Here is an 18,113-nt window from a genome sequence, read left to right as displayed (position 1 = left end):
CGCCACGCCTCCACCCTTAAACTCTACCAGCATGGATACCCCAACCCGCAAGGGAATACACGCAAATGTGACACACGCCACCATGCATCTGAACAGCAATCATGCCATAAGAGATTAACTTTTCAATGCCCTGAACGCTTGACTTGAGGCGGACGCTCGTGCACACTTATGCCATAAGGGCATCCGCAAACGAACCGCCAGGAGGTTAACCGCGTAGGTGCCCCGAGGAACGCGAAAACCCCCGGCGCTACGAACACCGGGGGCTGCAGGAAACCTCGCCACCGCCCATCCCAGGACAGTCGACCGCGGCGGACCGGGTTGCCCCCCGGAGCCGCCGAGTGAGGATCTCCGTGAACGAGAGTACCGCCCCCGCCGCCCCTGCGGCACCCCGTCCGAGCGGCACCCCATCACCGCACCGTGGCCAGCCGGACGCCGCCGCCGCGCCACTGGACGAGCTGCGCACCGCCTTGGCCCGATTCGTGGTCCTCCCGAGCGAGCAGGCACTGGACGCAACCGTGCTGTGGATCGCGGCCACCCACCTCCAGGAGGTGTGGCAGCACGCCCCGCGTCTCGCTGTGGTCGGCCCGGCGAAGCGGTGCGGCAAGTCCCGCCTGCTCGATCTGCTCACCGAGACGGTCCACAAGCCCGTGATCACCGTGAATTCCACGGCAGCGGCCATCTTCCGCTCGATCTCGGACGAGCCGCCGACCCTCCTCGTGGACGAAGCCGACACCATCTTCGGCAGCCCCAAGGTCGCCGAGAAGAACGAGGAGATGCGCGGCCTGCTCAATGCCGGGCACCAGCGCGGCCGACCGGTACTGCGGGTCGTCGGCAAGGAGCACACGCCCCACTCCTTCGCGACCTTCGCCATGGCAGCGCTCGCCGGCATCGGCGACCTGCCCGACACGATCATGGACCGGTCCGTCGTGATCCGGATGAGGCGCCGCGCGGAGGGCGAGCAGGTGAGCCCGTACCGCACACGCCGCGACAGCCCCGCCCTGCGCTCCCTGCGGGCTCACCTGGCGCGCTGGACCGCCTCAGTAGCCGAACAGGCCCTCCACCTGGAGCCAAAAATGCCGGTCGAGGACCGGGCCGCCGAAACATGGGAGCCTTTGGTGATCGTCGCGGACCTCGCGGGCGGAACCTGGCCAGAGCGCGCCCGCATCGCGTGCGAACAGATGGTCACCGCCGAGGCCCAGGCCGAGGAGGACAACCCCTCCAACGCCCGGATCCTCGCCGACATCCGCCGCGCCTTCGCCGCCGCAGGTGACCCCGAGAGCGTGTCCACCGACGCCCTGCTCTACCGCCTCAACTCCGAACCCGAAGCTCCGTGGGCCGAAGCCGGACGCGGTGGCCTGAGCCCGCGCGCCCTGGCCGGGCTGCTGCGGGAGTACGGCATCCGCTCCGGCAACGTCCGCATGCCCGACGGCAACCAACTCAAGGGCTATACGCGGACGAAGTTCACCGATGCCTGGAGGCGCTACTGCCCCACCGTCCACCCGGAGACCGGCTCGGACGGCAGCAGAGACACACCGACCAAGTGACCTTCACGGGTGCCGTCGGCCGCTCGTCGACGGCACCCGCACCGGGCCGACCGCCGTGAAGCGCCGACCTGCCATCGCGCATTCTGCGGGCGGCCCCGCCCATATCCGTCTCGTGGCGTCCTTGCCGTCCCAGCCAGGTAAACGCAGGTCAGAGGCGGTCTCGCCAAGACGGCACAGCGTCCCAAGACGGATGGTCATCCGTCTTGGGACTCGAAGCGACAACACGGCACTACCGGTGCGCCCGCCCACCGACGTGTCCGCCTGCCGATCGTGACCAATCGGAGGGACACGTCGCGCACGGCGCTGAGACGTCATGCCACCGGCTGCCGTACTGCCTCTGACCTGCTGCTTCAACGGCAAGACGGCCAAGACGGATCACCACGCACCACCTTTCACACCATGCCCCGAGGGGAACCCCACGCCCATGCCCGACTCCGCCCTACCCACCGCACCGGCCAGCCGTCACCGCGCCACGTGGTGGGACCGGCTCGCCATCATCCTGCTCGGCATCGCCGGATGCGCTCTCTCCTACGACGCGCTGCGACAGATGGCCACGGCCGTGCACATCCGCGACCAACTGGCCTACCTCTTCCCTGTAGTGATCGACGGCTTCATCGCTTACGGCGTCCGCGCCCTGCTGGTCCTGCGCGAAGCTCCGATGCCCGCACGGCTGTATGCGTGGACACTGTTCAGCACGGCGACCGCCGCCAGCATCTGGGCGAACGGTCTGCACGCCCTCGCCCTGAACAGGCCCGGCGCAGTCACCCTCCGCCTGGGCGACGGCACCGTCACGGTGCTGTCTGCCATCGCACCGCTCGCCCTTGCCGGAGCGACCCACCTGCACATCCTGATCACCCGCTACGGCGGTACCTCCACCGCCCGAACGTCGATGGACGCAAACGTCCTTGAGTATCAGGGCGGTACGCAACCGGCACCAGAGCGACCGGCCGGGGTTCCGTACACCGCCCGCGCGGACCTTCTCACGGCAGCTCGGCCCAGGCAGCAGCAGTCCACTCGCATGGCCACGGGGACCGCCCCCTTGTCCGCGGCCGACGAAAGCTCGTCCGAAACCGGATACGACGAGGATGCCGATCGCGACGAAGCCGACGTCGAACTCGGACGGGGACGAGAAGCCACAGGCCAGAGCTCCCTGGGGGATTCCGGTCGCCCTCCGGCGACGAGCCTTGGCGGACGTCCCGCGATGGCTTCCATCGCCGAGCTGGCACGCGTCATCGGCGCCGCTCATCCAGGGAGTTCCGGACTGACCCGCGACAGCGCCCGTAAGGCAATCACCGAAGCCGGACTCGGCGCCGGCACCGGTCGGCTCGCCGAAGCGATGGCGCTGGTACGGGACAGTGCCGACGCCCGTCCGCACCCGGACAGCTGACCGGCATCGCAGGGCGCTGCCCGGGACCGAACCGATTCCGGACAGCGCCTGCTTCCCGGTCCGCTACACGAGGTGTCCGGCCGGGCTAAGCCGTCGACTCCCCGGACACTCGCCCCAGCCACCGCAGACCACACTCAGAGAGGACCCTCCAGACTCCCGTGCGCCGCAATCCGTTCTCCCGCAAGATGACGTCCTCCCAGTCCTCGCCGCCCCGTAGTCTCCGCTCAGCGCACCCGCCCACGTCCGACCAAGGCTTTGACGGAGACACCCTCCAACGGACAGCGGAGCGAGCTGGGGCGAAGTCCACATCGCCTGGGGGCGATGCGGACTTCGCGCTCGGATCCGCCCCAGCGGGGGCGGATCCGGCCCCGGCCCGAGGGGCCGGGACCGAGGATGGCAAGGAGGCCGAGCGCGGCCTCCACCAGGACAAGCAGCCGCTCGCCGAGCTGAGCGAGCCAACCGCCGCCCCTGTCGTACGTCAAGCGCCGACCGTGAACGCCGACGTGTTCATGCAGCACGGTGTCGCCGCCAACGATGTCCCTGCCCCTGTTCATGCCGACATCGCGCCCGGCGCCGAGCGCCGCCGGCACCTGAGTGAGGTGCTCTACCGGCCCCGCTCCGGGACCAAGCGCTCTCTGCAACTGACCTGCTCGGCCGAACCGGCGGAGCGTGCGTTCATTGACCTCGCCGCCCGTAAGGCGAAGCGTTCCCGTTCGGCGTACCTCATGGACTGCGCCCTCACCTTCGCCCATGCCTACCTGTCCGACCGCCGTCCTGAAGGCGTCGCTCCGCTCCCGTCTCCGCAGGCCACCCAGGACCTGATGGTTCTGTTCGGCAAGCTGGTCAGGGAATTCGGACGCGTGGGGAACAACCTCAATCAGCTCGTCCGCACCGTCTACCAGGGCGAGCTGCCCAATCGAGCCGAAGACACCCTCAGCGAGTTGCACCAGGTCGCCCAACGCGCTCGCCTGCTGCTGGACCAAGCCCTCGCTGGGGGTGGTCGCCGTGGTGCCTGACGTCTCCACGGGTGACCGCAGCCGTGGCCTCCTGTCCTACCTCTTCGGCCCCGGCCGCCGTAACGAGCACACCGACCCGCATATCGTCGCCGCGTTTGCGATGCCCGGCATCAACGACCCCGGCCGTGTTCCCATCGACCAGCACCCCGGAGCCCTCAGCGAGCTGGCTGACTACCTCGACCAACCCGTAAAGCTGCGCGAACAGCGGCTGGGGAAGAAGGTGCCGCAGCACGTGTGGCACTGCCCCGTCCGTACCGCACCTGGCGACCGTTACCTCACCGACGAAGAGTGGGCGGAGGTCGCCCGCCGCATCGTCCACTCCACGGGGATCGCCGAACACGGCGACGACGCCGCGTGCAGGTGGATCGCCGTGCGGCACGCCGAGGACCACATTCACATCATGGCGACCAGCGTCCGCGAAGACGGCCGTCGCCCCCGCAACAAGGGAGACGGCCGACGGGCCCAGGCCGAATGCCGCAGGATCGAGACCGAACTCGGTCTGCGTCGCTTGGGGCCAGGAGACGCGACCGCGCCGAAGACGCCGTCCGGGCCGGAAGTCGCCAAGGCCGAACGACAGGGCCGCAAGAACACAGCCCGGGTCTGGCTTCGCGAGCACGCCTACGCCGCCGCGGCGGCAGCCCGCGACGAGGACGAGTTCTTCGCCGTACTGACGTCTCTCGGGATCAAGGTCCGCCCCCGTCTCGGTCCCGTCACCGGAGAGGTCACCGGCTACAGCCTCGCCACCGCTGACGACACCGATGCCAAGGGCGAGCCCATCTTCTACAGCGGCTCGGCACTCGCTCCGGACCTGTCCCTAAACCGGCTCCGTGAGCGCTTCGGCTTGGCCGATGGCAAGGCTGCAGGGCAGGCCACGGCGTTGCGCACAAGCCGTACGGACGCAGGCGCCTCCTGGCGGCAAGCCGATGGGGAGCTGCGCGCCGCCTACATGCTCGTCACCGGGGCCACCGAGGGAACGGCAGTCGATAAGGCCGACGCCAAAGTGCAGGCTCAGGCTGCGGCATTCGCCGAGCTGTTGCACAACACCGCAGTCTCTGCGCCGCGCCAGCTCCGGGCAGAAATTCAAGCGGCAGCCATCGCCTTCAACCGCGCCAACCGCTCCGCCATCCGAGCCGACCATCGAGCCGCCGACGCCCTGCGTCAGGCCGGAAGGACGCTGCTGAGCTCGCCCACCGGCAGGGACGGCGACTTCGTCGCCGCAGTGCTCACCTCTGCCGTATTCCTGCTCATCGCCCTCAGCGAGTGGCACGCCCAGCGCGGTCACGCGCAGCAGGCGGCAGCGGCCCAGCAGTCCCTCGTCCACCTGCGAGCTGCCCAACAGCACGCCGCCCGGCCGGCCCTCGCCAAGCTCGCCGCACGTGCCCCAAGTCCCCAGGCACAGGATCGGCTCGCCGCAGCCGTCCGAGCCACAATCCCAGACCACGCGCATCGCATCCTCGCCGACCCGACTTGGCCCGCGCTGTCCACTGCCCTCGCCCAAGCCGAGTCCACCGGCAACCCGCCGCGCCGGGCCTTGGCCGTCCTGTCAGAGCAACGGGAGCTCGACACCGCGGACCGACCGGCCGAAGTCCTGGTCTGGCGCCTGCGGACCGCCACGGCCGGGCAAGTCAGCCAGCGGGCTCGAAGCGCGGCAACCCGTAGTGCTCGCAGCACCCACCTGACGACGAAGGAGGACGCGCCCACCGTTCCAGTCATACAGCCGCAACCAGCGGTCGCAAGTCGTCAGCGCCCAAGCCGCTGATATCGCCCTTCCTCAGCCTGGGAACTTGCTGCCGCGCTTCAGTAAGGAGGCGCGGCAGCGGCATTTTCAACCCGATTCCACTGAGCTATTTCATCATTCCCTCTCCAGGGCGGGGACACTGGTGAAAATAGCGGGCATGCGGGTGGGCTGCAGCGATCTCTGCGGAATAAACGAGGCTTCTACGCGACTGAGTTGAATCGACGATTACTTCTCTCAACAACACAGGAGCCTCGTGCGTTGCGGGACGTCGGCCAGTCCCGCGATCAGTGGCCACTATGGAAGATCTCATTCATTAGAGGCACTGCAGGGGGCTCCAGAAGCACGGATACTTCCATTCCATCTATTCGCCAGACTCCTGTGCCGGGCCATGGAAGGCATACGGGCCCCGTGGAACATCCTTGAGGCTCATTGCCCGATCAAGAAATTCTTCTAGCCTTGCTTGCAGTTCACCGGCATCCGTGAAGGTGTCTGCGGTAATTTCACGAAAGGCATTCTCCATCACCGGCGAAAGCCGGGCAACGCTTCTGATTGACTCCATCATCACCATGGCAGTCATAGTTTCGAGGATGTGACCCCGGGCCGTGTAAATTGAATCCGGCGACTCCCCATTCGGCTGGACGCCCACAAGGATTTCCCAGGCACCTTGCCTGCGAATACGCGCATGAAAGTGCGCAAACTCGCCCAACGCCCTATTGAGGGGAGCGAGTCGGCGCCACCCTGCCGCATTGACCCAATCCTTGGGTGTGGATGACAGAGATTCTTCGAGTTTAGCTGCCTTTTCCGGCTTAGTGGCCCACACTCGAAGCCTAGCGCATTGCTCCAGAACCACCCGCAAGACAGCCATCGATCGATCATCATCCTCAAGCCACAGCCAATGGGCGGTACGAAGTGCCGACGCACACATCGCCGCAGCATTACCTTCGGGAGAATCCCCGAGCCACAAGGACAAGATACCAGCCATCTCGGTGGCGATTACATTCGTCGAGTCGCGACCACCCAAACCATCAATATTGAAGCCGTCACCCAGCTTCTCCTTTTCTTCTTCCAGCGCCTTCAACGCCCAGCGCCCGGCACGCGCACGACGCTCATAGAAGTGCAGGTGAACCATTTCGCCGTCGCGGAAGAGCCGTCCAGCCGGGCGCCTTCCCCTCATCACTTCCTCGTAGGCGTACGAAGCGCTCCGCATCTGCTCAAGAATGTTCGGGGAGAGTCCAGTTTGCGGAAGCAGCGGAAACAGGCTTGACGGGATAGGAGCGTCCCCTCCGGCGTAAATACGTTCCGGAAGCGCGAAAAGAGCCGGAGCAAGCCCAGGTTTCCCTTGTTCCATTGCCAGGGTAGCTAGGCACACCCGAATCTGCCGCAGATACAGCATGAGGACATCGGATAGCCATTGCGAAGCTTCAACAAGTTCCGTCGGCTCATCGGCGAGAAGATCGCATGCATCCCACCGCAAGACCTTGATAAAGTCACCTCTCCCATGCAAGAGCTCTGAGAGCAGCTCCATTAGGGTGCCCGGATATACACGATAGTCCTTACCGATGATCACCGAGGGCCCCTGAAACCCTAGCGACCTTCGCTCATCCTCCCAGAAATCGAGCTCGGAAATCTCGGATCCAACATTCGTGTCAGACTCTTGCTTTATCGCAGACGGATATTTTTCGTGGCCACGCGACCAGGCCCGGGCAGCGAATTCTGCAGCACTCTCGCCAGAGATGTGTTTAACGCCGTAGTTGTACGCTACGTTCTCGGTCCACCTCTCCATTTGTGAGCGCAAGACAGCAGAGGCTCCCACGAACTGCCCACTAAAAATGAGCCGTGCGGCAATAAATGCACTATCAGCACCCCAGGCCAGATGATCCACCCATGATGCTCCGTAATCAGCTGGATGCCGATCTCGAGTCGCCCCAAATTTTCGCAGCACCATGTCGATTAGACCAAAAGATAGCAGCGCTGACATCACAGGTTGGACGGCGCTGGATGAGATCTCGGGAAGATTCATCATGCGCTTGTTATGGCGGGCGATCAAGGACTCGGTTACATGCCTGGTCTCCTGTTGCGCAATTCGCTCGTACTCGGAGAGTGAGGAACCCCGGCGACCTCCACGTCGTTCGGCCCTATTTGCGCGGCGTCTCTCCCTGCGCGCTTTTTCCTGCTCCGACACCGGCGGCTGACGCAACTCGGCCCTGCGCTTGCTTGCCTTGCCCACGTAGACTCCAAAAGGCTTGATGCCTGCTAGTGGCAGAGTGACGTAGATGCGCACGCGTCGCTAGCTACTTTTCCCGTATTTACACGGCGAACAACAGTAGGGGACCGGTGCAGTCAGTGTGGCCACTGCTCGGGGGCCCGTGATGGTGACCGCCGTTGCATAAAGAGGTTGCAGGCACTGCCCGCGGCCGACATGATCACGAGCCGGGCCTGCACGCAAGGTCGGAAGTGGGTGACTCGGATCAGGGCGGCTCACGGGTGCAACCTCTTCACCATGACCGCGTAAACCGGGGAGTCGGCGAAGGGCTGCTGCTCGCCCGCCTTCTCGTAGCCCCACGTCTCGTACAGACCCTGAACCTTCGGGTGCGTCACATCGACCAGGAGCACCGCAAGGTCTTCACCACGTTCCTTCAGCAGGGCTTCGTGGAGCCGCTCCGAGATCCCCCGCCCCCGCCACTGCGGGCGCACCATGACTTCGGAGACGGCGTAGGTCGCGGTGTAGCCGTTGTTCGGAGCGAACGCCGTGGAACGCCACCACTCACGGCCCGGCTGGAGCGGGGCGCCGTACGCGAAGCCGGTCGGCTCGTCGCCGTCGAAGGCGACGACGCAGGTGAAGCCGTCCATCCCTGACCAGTGATCGACGAACCACGGGAACCGCTGGTTGAACTCGTTGTCCATCGCGTCGGCGTAAGCGTCGGCGTGCACGTCGATCAGCATTTGCTTGAAGCCCTCGGGGAGGCTTCCCTGTCCGTAGTGCCGCAGGTCGATCACCCTGGTCACGTTCGGCTCCATTCATCTCGCATGCGGTCTGCCCAGTCGCGGGCGTACGTCGTCGACGGCGCCAGCCGGAACAGGTCTCGGTGGAAGTCTCCGATCAGGGTGCGCATGCGCCCCGGCAGTGGAGCGCCCTCCATGATCGTGAAGACGGTGCCCGCGGTCGCCGTAGCCTGCTCGGGCTCGCCCTGGCGGAGTTGCGCCAGGGCGAGCTGGCAGGTGGCCAGCGCGCGGTTGCGCTGGAACTCCGCCGGGATCTTGGCCAGGGATCGGTGAGCCATCGCCTCTGCTTCGGCGGGCTCCCCGTTGTGGTTGAGGATGATCGCCGCGAGGTGGTTGAGTTCGGCCGGTCCGTAGAACGCGGTCCATCGAGGACGTTCGTCCTCGGCCGCCTTTCGGTAGTTCTCCTGGGCTGCGCCCAGGGACCGGCGAGCGGCCCGCAGGTCTCCCAGCGACGAGTGTGCGAGCGCGAGGCGGACGCGGCCCATGGAGCCGAAGAACGGGTCTCTGCGGGCAGCTAGGGAGCCGTTGGCCGCCTGAGCTGCGGCGAGTTGTTCCGGCCAGTTCTTTCGCTGGTAGGCGAGCATGGCCATGTTGACCCACACGCGCATGGCCGTGGGCGGGTCCTGGGAGAGGCCGGCGAACGTGGACGACTCGTGCAGGTACGTCCGGGCCTTGTCCAGGTCACGTAGGTCGATGCACGACCAGGCGGCGACGGTGGTGAACTCGGCCGCGAGCGCGTACAGAGCACGGCGTACACGTTCGCTGGCGTTCCGGTGCTGAAGCTCCAGCACCTTTGCGCGAGCTTCGAGGGCTGCGGTCGCCAGGGAGGCGTGCCCGCCTTGGCGGTCGTCGGCCTCCACGAGCTGGTTCATGCCGGCCGAGGCTCGGGCCACGTCCGTCATGCCGACCGACCGACGTTGCTTGACCACGGGAACGGCTGCGGCTGCCGTCCCGGTGGTGGAAGCGATGAAGTCGCGACGCCGCACGGGGCCCTCCGGGGGATGTTGCATGGAGCTGGGTGCGCTGAACCCTAAGTCCGCCACGGGGCAGCCGAACACACGCTCAAGTGCGGCGCAAGTGCGTCCGATTGGGCGTCGGCTTGATCCGTTGAGCAGGTTGCGCACCGTCCGGGAGGAGATGTCGCCAGGCCGACCGGTGATCTCCTGTAGCGCGGCGTTCAGACGTGCCGCCAACTCCTCCTGCGTCAGACCGAGTTGATCAAGCCGGTCTTGAAGAACGAGATTTCCTCCCATGCACCGAACGTAGTACCACCGTCACGCTGACACCTAGAGGTCAGGTAATGGAAACGTAAAGTCTTCCGGTTGGTGGACGTGCACGCATCCGGGACTCTTCCTGTTGCGCTGGGCTCGTCGCTCGTTGACTGGTCATCGGTCGCCAAGCCGGGTTCGGTGCGGCGGCACGGAGGAAGGCTCAGTCCTGCCTTGCTTGCCCGGACCGGGAACCCCAGCCGGAGGGAAAGACCTCGTGACCATGACCGTCGCTCAACCGAATGCGATCGGCTCCCCGGGTTACGCCGCAGAGGTGCCTTGCGTACGTGAGTCCGTGAGCCTCGCCCGCGCTTTCGTCTCCCAGGTGCTGGCGGTCTGGGGCATGGACGACGACGTGACCGGCTGGGGAAAGATCATCGTCACTGAACTGCTGGCCAACGCCATCGAGCACACCGAGACCCCGGTGTCGCGAATCCAGATCGAGCGTCCGAGCAACGGTGCCGTCCGCATCGGAGTCTCCGACCGCTCGCACGACGCTCCCCATCTGAAGACGGCCGACCTGAACGCTGAGAGCGGCCGGGGTCTGAGTCTGGTCGCGGCGATGAGTTCCCGGTGGGGCTACGACACGCACCCGTGGGGCAAGGTCACCTGGGCTGTGGTCGAGACTCCGGCGGGGAGGGAGCGGTGAGCACGGCAGTGGCTCCGAAACCTCCAGCCCAGGTGTGGACGCCACCACTCGACGCGGACGGTTTACGGCTCGTGCTGGAACGGTTCCGGGTGTGGGAACCCCTCGATATCGAGGAGGTCTTCGACGACCTCGACTCTGCGATCGGCAGTCAGCCGCCACCTGTTGCAACGGCTGTCGCCCTGCTCGGCCGCCTCCGCAGACACCTGAAGCAGCTCAGCGACATCACGGTGGCTGACGACAGCTTCCCGCCCAGTGCCGAGATGACCCGACTTGTCGAGCGAGGAGTTCCTCTGCTGGAGGAGCCCGCTCCGGCCGACTATCGACAGGCTGTCGGACTCGCCCGCCGTCTCGCCTTCGTGACCTCTGACCTGATCGAAGTGTTAATCGATGCCCGCTACATCAAGGGGATCGAGTGACGCACGCCCCTTGCCACCCGCGAGCCGCCCAGCGGGCTGGTCGACACGGACCGGCACGCCGGGCAGCCCTCCGCGGGCGTGGTCCTCCCAGCGCGGCGTCCAGCGCGGCCCCGTCGGTCAGCCGACGAGCACCGAGCGCGTTCGCCCCCGGTTTCCCCGGCCCATCCGGCACGCGAGGCCGGCCTTCATCCCCCCATACGTACGACTGAAGGAAGTCCATGACGAACACGACCGTCGAGCCCGCCGAAGCGACCCGTCTCCGGAACAAGGTGGTGGACGAATTGCGCGCAGGCGGCGACATCTCCTCCCCGGAGATCGAAGCCGTGATCCGCAAGGTGCCCCGGCACGCGTTCATTCCCGACACCCCGCTGGATAAGGCGTACGACACGTACGCGGCGGTGATCACCAAGACGGACGAGCACGGTGTGCAGCTCAGCTCCGTCTCCGCCCCGCAGATCCAGGCGATGATGCTGGAGCAGGCCCAAGTGAAGCCCGGGATGCGCGTGTTGGAGATCGGTTCGGGCGGGCTGAACGCCGCCTACCTCGCCGAGCTCGTGGGTGAGGACGGCGAGGTCGTCACCGTGGACATCGACCCCGTCGTCACCGAGCGGGCGCACCGGCTCCTGGACGAGCACGGCTACGACCGGGTGCGTGTCGTCACCGCCGACGCCGCCGAGCCCATTCCGGAGCTCGGCGAAGTCGACATCGTCATGGTGACAGCCGGGGCCTGGGACATCGCTCCGGTGTGGACCGCGCAGCTCAAGCAGGGCGGTCGGCTTGTGGTGCCGCTGCGGATGCGTGGCCTGACCCGGTCGGTCGCCTTTACCCAGATCACGGGCGACCACGGCCCGTACCTGGAGAGCGTGTCGGCGCTCATCTGCGGCTTCGTCCCGATGCAGGGCTCGACAGCCCACCGGGAAGAACTTCTTCTCGTCAACGGCACACCGGAGATCGGGCTGAAGTTCGATGACGGGCTACCGGCTGACCCACACCGACTGGACAACGCGGTCACGTTCCCGCGCCACGAGCTGTGGACAGGCGTCGTCATCGGCCTCTCGGAACTCATCGACACCCTCCAGATGGCTATGGCCATCAGCCTGCCCGGCTTCTGCACGATGGCCGTCGACGAGGACCTGGACACGGGCCTGGTCGCCCCCGTGAACAAGCGGTTCGCCCTCGCCGCCGTCGAGGACGACACCTTCGCCTACCTAGTCACCCGCCGCACCGAGGACAACAAGCACATCGAATACGGCGTGCACACCCTCGGCCCGAACGCGAAGCAGTTCGCCGACCAGGTCGCCGACGTGCTCCGCGACTGGGAGGCCAGCCAGCGCGGCGGCCCCAGCCCGGTCATCCGGGTCTATCCGGCCAACACCTCTGATGACCAGATCCCGGCCGACCGGGTCATCGACAAGGTGCACAGCCGGGTCTCGCTCTCCTGGCCCTCGGCGTAACGCCGGAAGCCAGGTTGTTCCACACCATCCGGACAACAAGAGGAAAGGCACGAACATGACGAGCGCCACTCTGACCCCTCCCGCCCCGCGGGCTGGCCTGGACGACGACTTCGCGCCCCTGGACGTGAAGGTCGTCATCACCGAGCACGCCTACGGCAAGCTCATGTGCTCCACGGGCGACGGCTGCGGCACCACCTGCGCGACCGGCGCCTCCGCCTGCGGCTCCTTCACGGAGGACCCGGCCTGATCCAGGCCGTTCCCTGCCGGTGGGCCGAGCGAATCGCTCCGCTCGGCCCACCGGCTCCTCACCCGCCCCGTCAGACGGAGGGCCCCATGGTTTCCCGAGCAGTCGCCGACTACCGATGGCAGGGCGCTGCCATGCTGTGCGCCACCACCAGCCCCGGGCCGGCAGACATCCCCCGTACTCTCGACCTGGACAACGTGGCCGTCACTCGAGGGTGGCTGAACCGCGTCTGGGAATGCGATGGCTTCCGCAACGCGCTGGAGCTGGCCACCCCCGTCCTGTCCGACGCCATCGAAGCAGTCGTCCAAGGCCGGCAGTCCGAGCCCCGTCACGTCCGCCGCACCGCGGTATCGACGGTCTCCTACCTCCTGCGGTGGCAACACCGGCCGACCCCGCTGGGCCTGTTCGCCGGCACCGCTCCGGTGACGGTCGGGCCCAGGGCAAGCGCGCGGTGGCGCGACAAGCACCGCGTGCTGATCCGGCCGGACACCGAATGGGTCACCGACATGGTCCTCCGACTCCAGCGCATCCCCGCGTTACTGGCGCGGCTCCCGCTCGTCGCCAACAACGCCGCCCACACACGGGGCGATCGGCTCGTAGCACCGGGCTCGCCCGCCGACGGGCACGCCGTCCTCCTGGCCCCTGTCGAGATATCCGTCCGCAATGCCCGGCCAGTGGCCGCCGCCATGGACGCCGCCCGCTCGCCCATCCCCTACGGCGCCCTGCACGGCCACCTGCGCGACAACTTCCCGCAGGCCACACCAGAACAGATCGACGCGCTTCTCACCAGCCTGGTCGAGCAGCAGTTCCTCATCACCAGCCTGTGGGCACCCATGACCACCGTGGACCCCCTCCAGCACCTGTGCCACGAACTGGAACAGCACGACGCAGACAACATCCCTGACGTGCGGGACCTGGTCCACGAGCTGTACGCACTACGCGACGAGGTATCCGCCCACCAGCCGACACTCTCCGACATCAGCGTGAGCGCCCTCGCCACGCGGATGCGCGCCCTCACCGCCGTCACCCCGACACCGTTGCTCATTGACACCGCCCTCGACTGCGAGACCCAGCTCCCGCAAACCGTGATCGCGGAAGCGCAGGCAGCCGTGTCAGCCCTCTACCGGACCACCCCGCAGCCCTACGGCTATCAGCACTGGCGCGACTACCACCGCCGGTTCCGGGCCCGGTACGGCGTCGGCGCCCTGGTGCCGGTGATGGACCTGATTGCCGACAGCGGCCTCGGGCTGCCCGCCGGATACATCGGCTCCGAACGCGGAGCCTCCCTGAAGGTGCGCACCGACCGCGACGAACTGCTGCTCTCGCTAATGCAGCAAGTCCTCATCGACGGCCGCGACGAACTGCGGCTGACGGACGACATGGTCCATGCCCTGGAGAAGGCCGCCGGAACGGACGAGCGGCTGTTCGTGCCCCGAGTGGAGGCCGCCTTCGAGATCCACGCCCCCAGCACCCGGGCGCTGTCCAGCGGCACGTTCGACCTCCTGCTCACGGCGGTGCCCCGCCCCGGCAGCAGCATGGCGGGCCGGTTCGCCCACGTCCTGCCACCCGAGCACCAAGACGCCCTCGCCACCAGCTATCGCGGGGCACCGGACCGCCTCGCGGCGCAGCTCGTGTTCCCACCGCGTCGGCACCGCAACGAGAACGTCACCCGCACATCGCGACTGCTGCCGCACATCATCGAGCTCTCCGGCCACCAGGAGCGCGACGAGACGACGATCCAGCTCGCCGACATCGCCGTCACCGCCGACCCGCGCAGTTTCCATCTCGTGCAGCTCTCCACCGGCCGGCGCATCGACGTGCGGGTCCTGCACGCCTTGGAAGGCGGAACCCAGACCCCGCCGCTGGCCCGGTTCCTGGCAGAGGTGGCCAACGGACGGTACGCCGCCTACAAGCCGTTCGACTTCGGCGCCGGTTCTCGGCTCCCGTACCTCCCTCGGGTCCGCTACCGCCGCACCATCCTCACGCAGGCCCGATGGCTGCTGATGGCGGCAGACCTGCCCTGCCGCAAAGCCCCGGGACAGGAGTGGGAGGACGCCTTCGCCTCCTGGCGGGACCGGCTGCGGGTCCCGATGCAGGTCGCCGTCATCGAGTACGACCAGCGCCTCCCGCTCGACCTCTCCCACCCGGTCCACCTCCGGGTCCTGCGCGCCCACCTCGACAATGCCCGGCGCGTGGAGCTGCGCGAGGTACCGGACGCAGACGCCCACGGCTGGATCGGACGGGCACACGAGATCTGGCTCTCGCTGGGCCGTTCCGAGCCGGACACCCCGTACGTGCCCCGGCCGCGCTCCACTACGTCGCCGGGCGCCCAGCGGCACCTGCCGGGCGGCGGCAACGTTCTTCACGCACAGCTCCACGCCCACCCGCGCCGCTACGACGAGATCCTGAGTCACCAACTGCCCCGCCTGCTCGCCGCGTTCGGGGAAGACCCGCCGACTTGGTGGTTCACCCGGCACCGGGAGATGGCCCGGCCGGACGCCGACCAGCACCTCGGCCTCACCCTGCTCCTGTCGCCGAACGCGTACGGAGTCGGCGCACGGCACGTCCACGCCTGGACCGAAAGCCTGCACACGATGGGACTCGCGTCCGGACTCGCCCTGGCCCCGTACCAGCCGCAAACCGGACGCTTCGGCCACGGGCCGGCCATGGACGCCGCGCACCAGGTGTTCGCCGCAGACTCCGCCGCCGCCCTTGCGCAGATCCAGCTCGCCGAGCGCACCGATGCCTTCGCCCCACAGGCCCTCGCCGCCGCCAGCGCCCTGCACCTCGTCACTCCCCTGGCACCGAACGCTGCGGCGGCCGAAGAGTGGCTGGTGGGCAACCTCCCTCAGGGCACAGGACGGTTGGACCGGACCCTGCGCGGCCAGGTGCTCGAACTCACCGGGCCGAACGGTGCCTCTGCGCTCGCGTCCCTCCCCGGGGGCAGGCAGGTCGCCGAAGCGTGGCGAGCCCGCGCCGCCGCAGTGGACTTCTACCGGACCGCATTGGTCAGTGAACGTCATCCGCTCGACGTCGCCCGCTCGCTGCTGCACCAGCACCACGTCCGAGCTCTTGGCGTCGATCCGCGCACCGAGGAGACGACGATTCGACTCGTGCGAACAGCCGCCCTCCAGCACCGGATGGCGGACCGATGACCACGCTGGCAACCACCGCCGCAACAATCTTGGAGCAGTACACAGCTGATCTGGCTGAGCCTCCTCCCCCGCCCCCAGAGGAGCCCTGGGCGGTGCAGTCGCTCGCCGACGGCGTTGCCGGAATCAGCCTGCTACACATCGAGATCGCCAGCAGGTACGGCGGCTCCTGGCGTTCCGCCCACCGGTGGATCACGAGTGCGGCCTCCGGCCCCATCAGCGCGGTCGACCAGGCGGGCCTGTTCCTCGGCGCCCCGGCCGTCGGCTTCGTCCTCACCGCCGTTCCCCCGCCGTACCGGCATCTGTATGCCTCGGCGCGCACGACCCTGCACCAGCACATCATCGGCCTCGCCCACCGCCGCGTGGACGCCGCGCTCGCCCGCATCGGCAGGGGAGACGTGCCGAGCTTCGCGGAGTACGACCTCTTCTACGGCCTCACCGGGATCGGCGCCTACCTCCTGCGCACCGAGCCCGAGGGCCCAGCCCTGGAGAGGATCCTGCAGTACCTCGTCGCCCTTACCCGGCCGCTCGCCGCTGACGGGCGCGGACTGCCCGGCTGGTGGGTCCGCCATGACCCGGCGCGCGGCGAGTCGCCCCACTTCCCGGGCGGGCACGGCAACTTCGGCGCGGCCCACGGCATCACAGGCCCGCTCCTTCTCCTAGCCCAGGCCATGCGCCGAGGCGTCACCGTCGATGGCCACCAGGACGCCATGTTCACCATCTGCGCCCACCTCGACGCCTGGTGTCAGCACGGCGATTCCGGCCCGTGGTGGCCAGAGCACATCTCCCGGCGCGACCTCGACCGCGGTCAGCCTCATCACGACGCCCCCGCCCGTCCGAGCTGGTGCTACGGCACAACAGGCATCGCACGGGCAGGGCAGCTCGCGGGGATCGCCCTGCGCTCACCCACGCTCCAGAAGTTCTATGAGGACGCTCTGTACCGGACATTGTCCGATCTCGCGCAACTCGCCATGGTCACCGACAGCGGTCTCTGCCATGGATGGGCGGGCATCTACCAGACCGCTCACCGCGCAGCCGCAGACGCTCTCGACCCACGGCTTCACGCCCTCCCGGAACGCTTTGGTGACGCCCTCGCCGCATCCGGTCGGCCCAGCTCCCTCTCGGATCCCGGCCTGATCAACGGCGCCGCCGGCACCGCACTCGCCCTCACCACGCTCGCCTCGCAGCAGGCGCCGAGCACTGGATGGGACACATGTCTCTTGATCAACTGATCCAGACAACCGAGCCGAGTCCGACGCAGCACGCCGTCCTCGCCGTCCTGAACGGCCTGCCGCTCGCCGACGCGGCGCAGCAGTACCGGATAGACCCTGTGGTCCTCTCCGACGCGGTCGCGGTCTACGACCAGGCCGGCCGAGAAGCCCTGGCCCGCCACGCAGCCATCACCGACTGGTGGCAGACGTACCTCCGCTTCACCGACTGGCCGAACGCCGACACCACCTTCACCACGCACGTCCTGCCCATCCTGCGCGAGGCGGAAGCCGCCCGCGCGATCGACGGCTGGTGGTACACCAGAAAGCACCCCTGCTGGCGGCTGCGCCTCCGGGTCCAGCCTGCGGGCGGCGCCAAGCTGACGATCGGGGACGGCTTCGACCGCCTCGTCTCCGACGGACACCTTCAGCGCTGGTGGCCCGGCATCTACGAACCGGAGACTCCAGCGTTCGGCGGGAAGGCCAGCATGACGGCCGCGCACGCCCTGTTCGTCACCGATAGCCGAGAGATCCAGCTGTTGCGCCAGCGCGACGATCTCACCGTCGGGCCCAGGGAACTGTCCGTCCTCCTGTGCACGATCATGATGCGCGCCGCCCGACTGGAGTGGTACGAGCAGGGCGATGTCTGGGACCGCGTCATCACGACGGAACACCGCTCTGCCATCAGCGACGTTCCGCCAGACCGCCTCGACTCCCGAGTCCAGGAGATCCGACCCCTGCTTCTCGCCGACAGCGACACCCTGCTGCGCCCCGGCGGCCCACTGGAGCCCGTCGCCGAGTGGGCCGCCGCGCTCCGCCGCACCGGCCAGGCCCTCGCCGATGGCGTCCAGGACGGGTCAATGGATCGCGGGCTACGACAGGTTCTCAGCTACCACGTGATCTTCCATTGGAACCGGCTCGGACTATCCATGCGCGGGCAAAGCATCCTGGCTTGGGCAGCCAGGGCGACAATCCTGCAGGGCGGCGACGACGAGTAGAGCCACCAGCCAACGCACAAGGTTCCCGGAGTCGAC

General features: G+C 67.6%; 14 protein-coding genes. 11 read left to right on the top strand and 3 right to left on the bottom strand.

Going from position 1 to position 18,113, the window contains the following annotated elements; translation table 11 throughout:
* Positions 1-263: 263 nt before the first annotated feature.
* The 4 genes from ACFVWY_RS26185 to ACFVWY_RS26170 all read left to right on the top strand — a co-directional run bounded on the left by ACFVWY_RS26185 (position 264) and on the right by ACFVWY_RS26170 (position 5,706).
* On the top strand, positions 264-1,544 hold the full coding sequence (locus ACFVWY_RS26185) for a DUF3631 domain-containing protein (RefSeq protein WP_389876874.1): 1,281 nt from the start codon (positions 264-266) through the stop codon (positions 1,542-1,544).
* A gap of 424 nt (positions 1,545-1,968) precedes the next feature.
* Positions 1,969-2,931, top strand: coding sequence for a DUF2637 domain-containing protein (locus tag ACFVWY_RS26180; protein WP_389876773.1), 963 nt, complete (start codon positions 1,969-1,971; stop codon positions 2,929-2,931).
* A 491-nt stretch (positions 2,932-3,422) separates the two neighbouring features.
* Entirely contained in the window at positions 3,423-3,947 is a 525-nt protein-coding gene (locus tag ACFVWY_RS26175) for a plasmid mobilization protein (RefSeq protein WP_389876771.1), read from the top strand.
* The gene (locus ACFVWY_RS26170) at positions 3,937-5,706 is read left to right on the top strand and encodes a relaxase/mobilization nuclease domain-containing protein (protein ID WP_389876769.1); all 1,770 of its coding nucleotides are present in this window, start codon (positions 3,937-3,939) and stop codon (positions 5,704-5,706) included. Before ACFVWY_RS26175 ends, ACFVWY_RS26170 begins: the two co-directional genes overlap by 11 nt.
* Positions 5,707-6,046: 340 nt before the next feature.
* On the opposite strand, the gene ACFVWY_RS26165 is transcribed toward ACFVWY_RS26170, so the two are convergent.
* The 3 genes from ACFVWY_RS26165 to ACFVWY_RS26155 form a co-directional block, all read right to left on the bottom strand.
* A complete protein-coding gene (locus ACFVWY_RS26165; RefSeq protein ID WP_389876767.1) occupies positions 6,047-7,966 on the bottom strand; it encodes a hypothetical protein in 1,920 nt (639 codons plus the stop codon).
* Positions 7,967-8,163: 197 nt separating this feature from the next.
* Entirely contained in the window at positions 8,164-8,691 is a 528-nt protein-coding gene (locus tag ACFVWY_RS26160) for a GNAT family N-acetyltransferase (protein ID WP_389876765.1), read from the bottom strand.
* Entirely contained in the window at positions 8,688-9,941 is a 1,254-nt protein-coding gene (locus ACFVWY_RS26155) for an XRE family transcriptional regulator (RefSeq protein WP_389876764.1), read from the bottom strand. The genes ACFVWY_RS26160 and ACFVWY_RS26155 overlap by 4 nt, the downstream gene beginning before the upstream one ends.
* Positions 9,942-10,179: 238 nt before the next feature.
* Between ACFVWY_RS26155 and ACFVWY_RS26150 the strand changes: the two genes are divergently transcribed.
* The 7 genes from ACFVWY_RS26150 (at position 10,180) to ACFVWY_RS26120 (ending at position 18,077) form a co-directional block, all read left to right on the top strand.
* Complete coding sequence (locus tag ACFVWY_RS26150; protein WP_389876872.1) at positions 10,180-10,605, top strand: ATP-binding protein; 426 nt, start codon at positions 10,180-10,182, stop codon at positions 10,603-10,605.
* The gene (locus tag ACFVWY_RS26145) at positions 10,602-11,021 is read left to right on the top strand and encodes a DUF6415 family natural product biosynthesis protein (protein WP_389876762.1); all 420 of its coding nucleotides are present in this window, start codon (positions 10,602-10,604) and stop codon (positions 11,019-11,021) included. The genes ACFVWY_RS26150 and ACFVWY_RS26145 overlap by 4 nt, the downstream gene beginning before the upstream one ends.
* 218 nt (positions 11,022-11,239) lie before the next feature.
* Complete coding sequence (gene fxlM / locus ACFVWY_RS26140; protein ID WP_389876761.1) at positions 11,240-12,475, top strand: methyltransferase, FxLD system; 1,236 nt, start codon at positions 11,240-11,242, stop codon at positions 12,473-12,475.
* Between the two features lie 55 nt (positions 12,476-12,530).
* Entirely contained in the window at positions 12,531-12,722 is a 192-nt protein-coding gene (locus ACFVWY_RS26135) for an FxLD family lanthipeptide (RefSeq protein ID WP_389876760.1), read from the top strand.
* A gap of 86 nt (positions 12,723-12,808) precedes the next feature.
* Entirely contained in the window at positions 12,809-15,874 is a 3,066-nt protein-coding gene (locus ACFVWY_RS26130) for a lantibiotic dehydratase (protein WP_389876758.1), read from the top strand.
* Positions 15,871-17,103: a lanthionine synthetase C family protein gene (locus ACFVWY_RS26125; RefSeq protein WP_389876756.1), complete on the top strand. Its 1,233-nt coding sequence runs from the start codon at positions 15,871-15,873 to the stop codon at positions 17,101-17,103. Before ACFVWY_RS26130 ends, ACFVWY_RS26125 begins: the two co-directional genes overlap by 4 nt.
* Complete coding sequence (locus tag ACFVWY_RS26120; RefSeq protein ID WP_389876755.1) at positions 17,085-18,077, top strand: thiopeptide-type bacteriocin biosynthesis protein; 993 nt, start codon at positions 17,085-17,087, stop codon at positions 18,075-18,077. Before ACFVWY_RS26125 ends, ACFVWY_RS26120 begins: the two co-directional genes overlap by 19 nt.
* The last annotated feature ends 36 nt before the right edge of the window (positions 18,078-18,113 follow it).

It is taken from the genome of Streptomyces sp. NPDC058195, from assembly GCF_042883525.1.
GTDB lineage: Bacteria > Actinomycetota > Actinomycetes > Streptomycetales > Streptomycetaceae > Streptomyces.
The sequence above is the reverse complement of the archived record's forward strand: the minus strand, read 5'-3'. Positions and strand labels throughout refer to the sequence as shown.

Bases quoted from the DNA above. Each gene is read 5' to 3' on its own strand.
- ACFVWY_RS26120 (WP_389876755.1), top strand. From the start codon at position 17,085: ATGTCTCTTGATCAACTGATCCAGACAACCGAGCCGAGTCCGACGCAG.
- ACFVWY_RS26150 (WP_389876872.1), top strand. From the start codon at position 10,180: ATGACCGTCGCTCAACCGAATGCGATCGGCTCCCCGGGTTACGCCGCA.
- ACFVWY_RS26180 (WP_389876773.1), top strand. From the start codon at position 1,969: ATGCCCGACTCCGCCCTACCCACCGCACCGGCCAGCCGTCACCGCGCC.
- ACFVWY_RS26125 (WP_389876756.1), top strand. From the start codon at position 15,871: ATGACCACGCTGGCAACCACCGCCGCAACAATCTTGGAGCAGTACACA.
- fxlM (WP_389876761.1), top strand. From the start codon at position 11,240: ATGACGAACACGACCGTCGAGCCCGCCGAAGCGACCCGTCTCCGGAAC.
- ACFVWY_RS26130 (WP_389876758.1), top strand. From the start codon at position 12,809: ATGGTTTCCCGAGCAGTCGCCGACTACCGATGGCAGGGCGCTGCCATG.
- ACFVWY_RS26155 (WP_389876764.1), bottom strand. From the start codon at position 9,941: ATGGGAGGAAATCTCGTTCTTCAAGACCGGCTTGATCAACTCGGTCTG.
- ACFVWY_RS26135 (WP_389876760.1), top strand. From the start codon at position 12,531: ATGACGAGCGCCACTCTGACCCCTCCCGCCCCGCGGGCTGGCCTGGAC.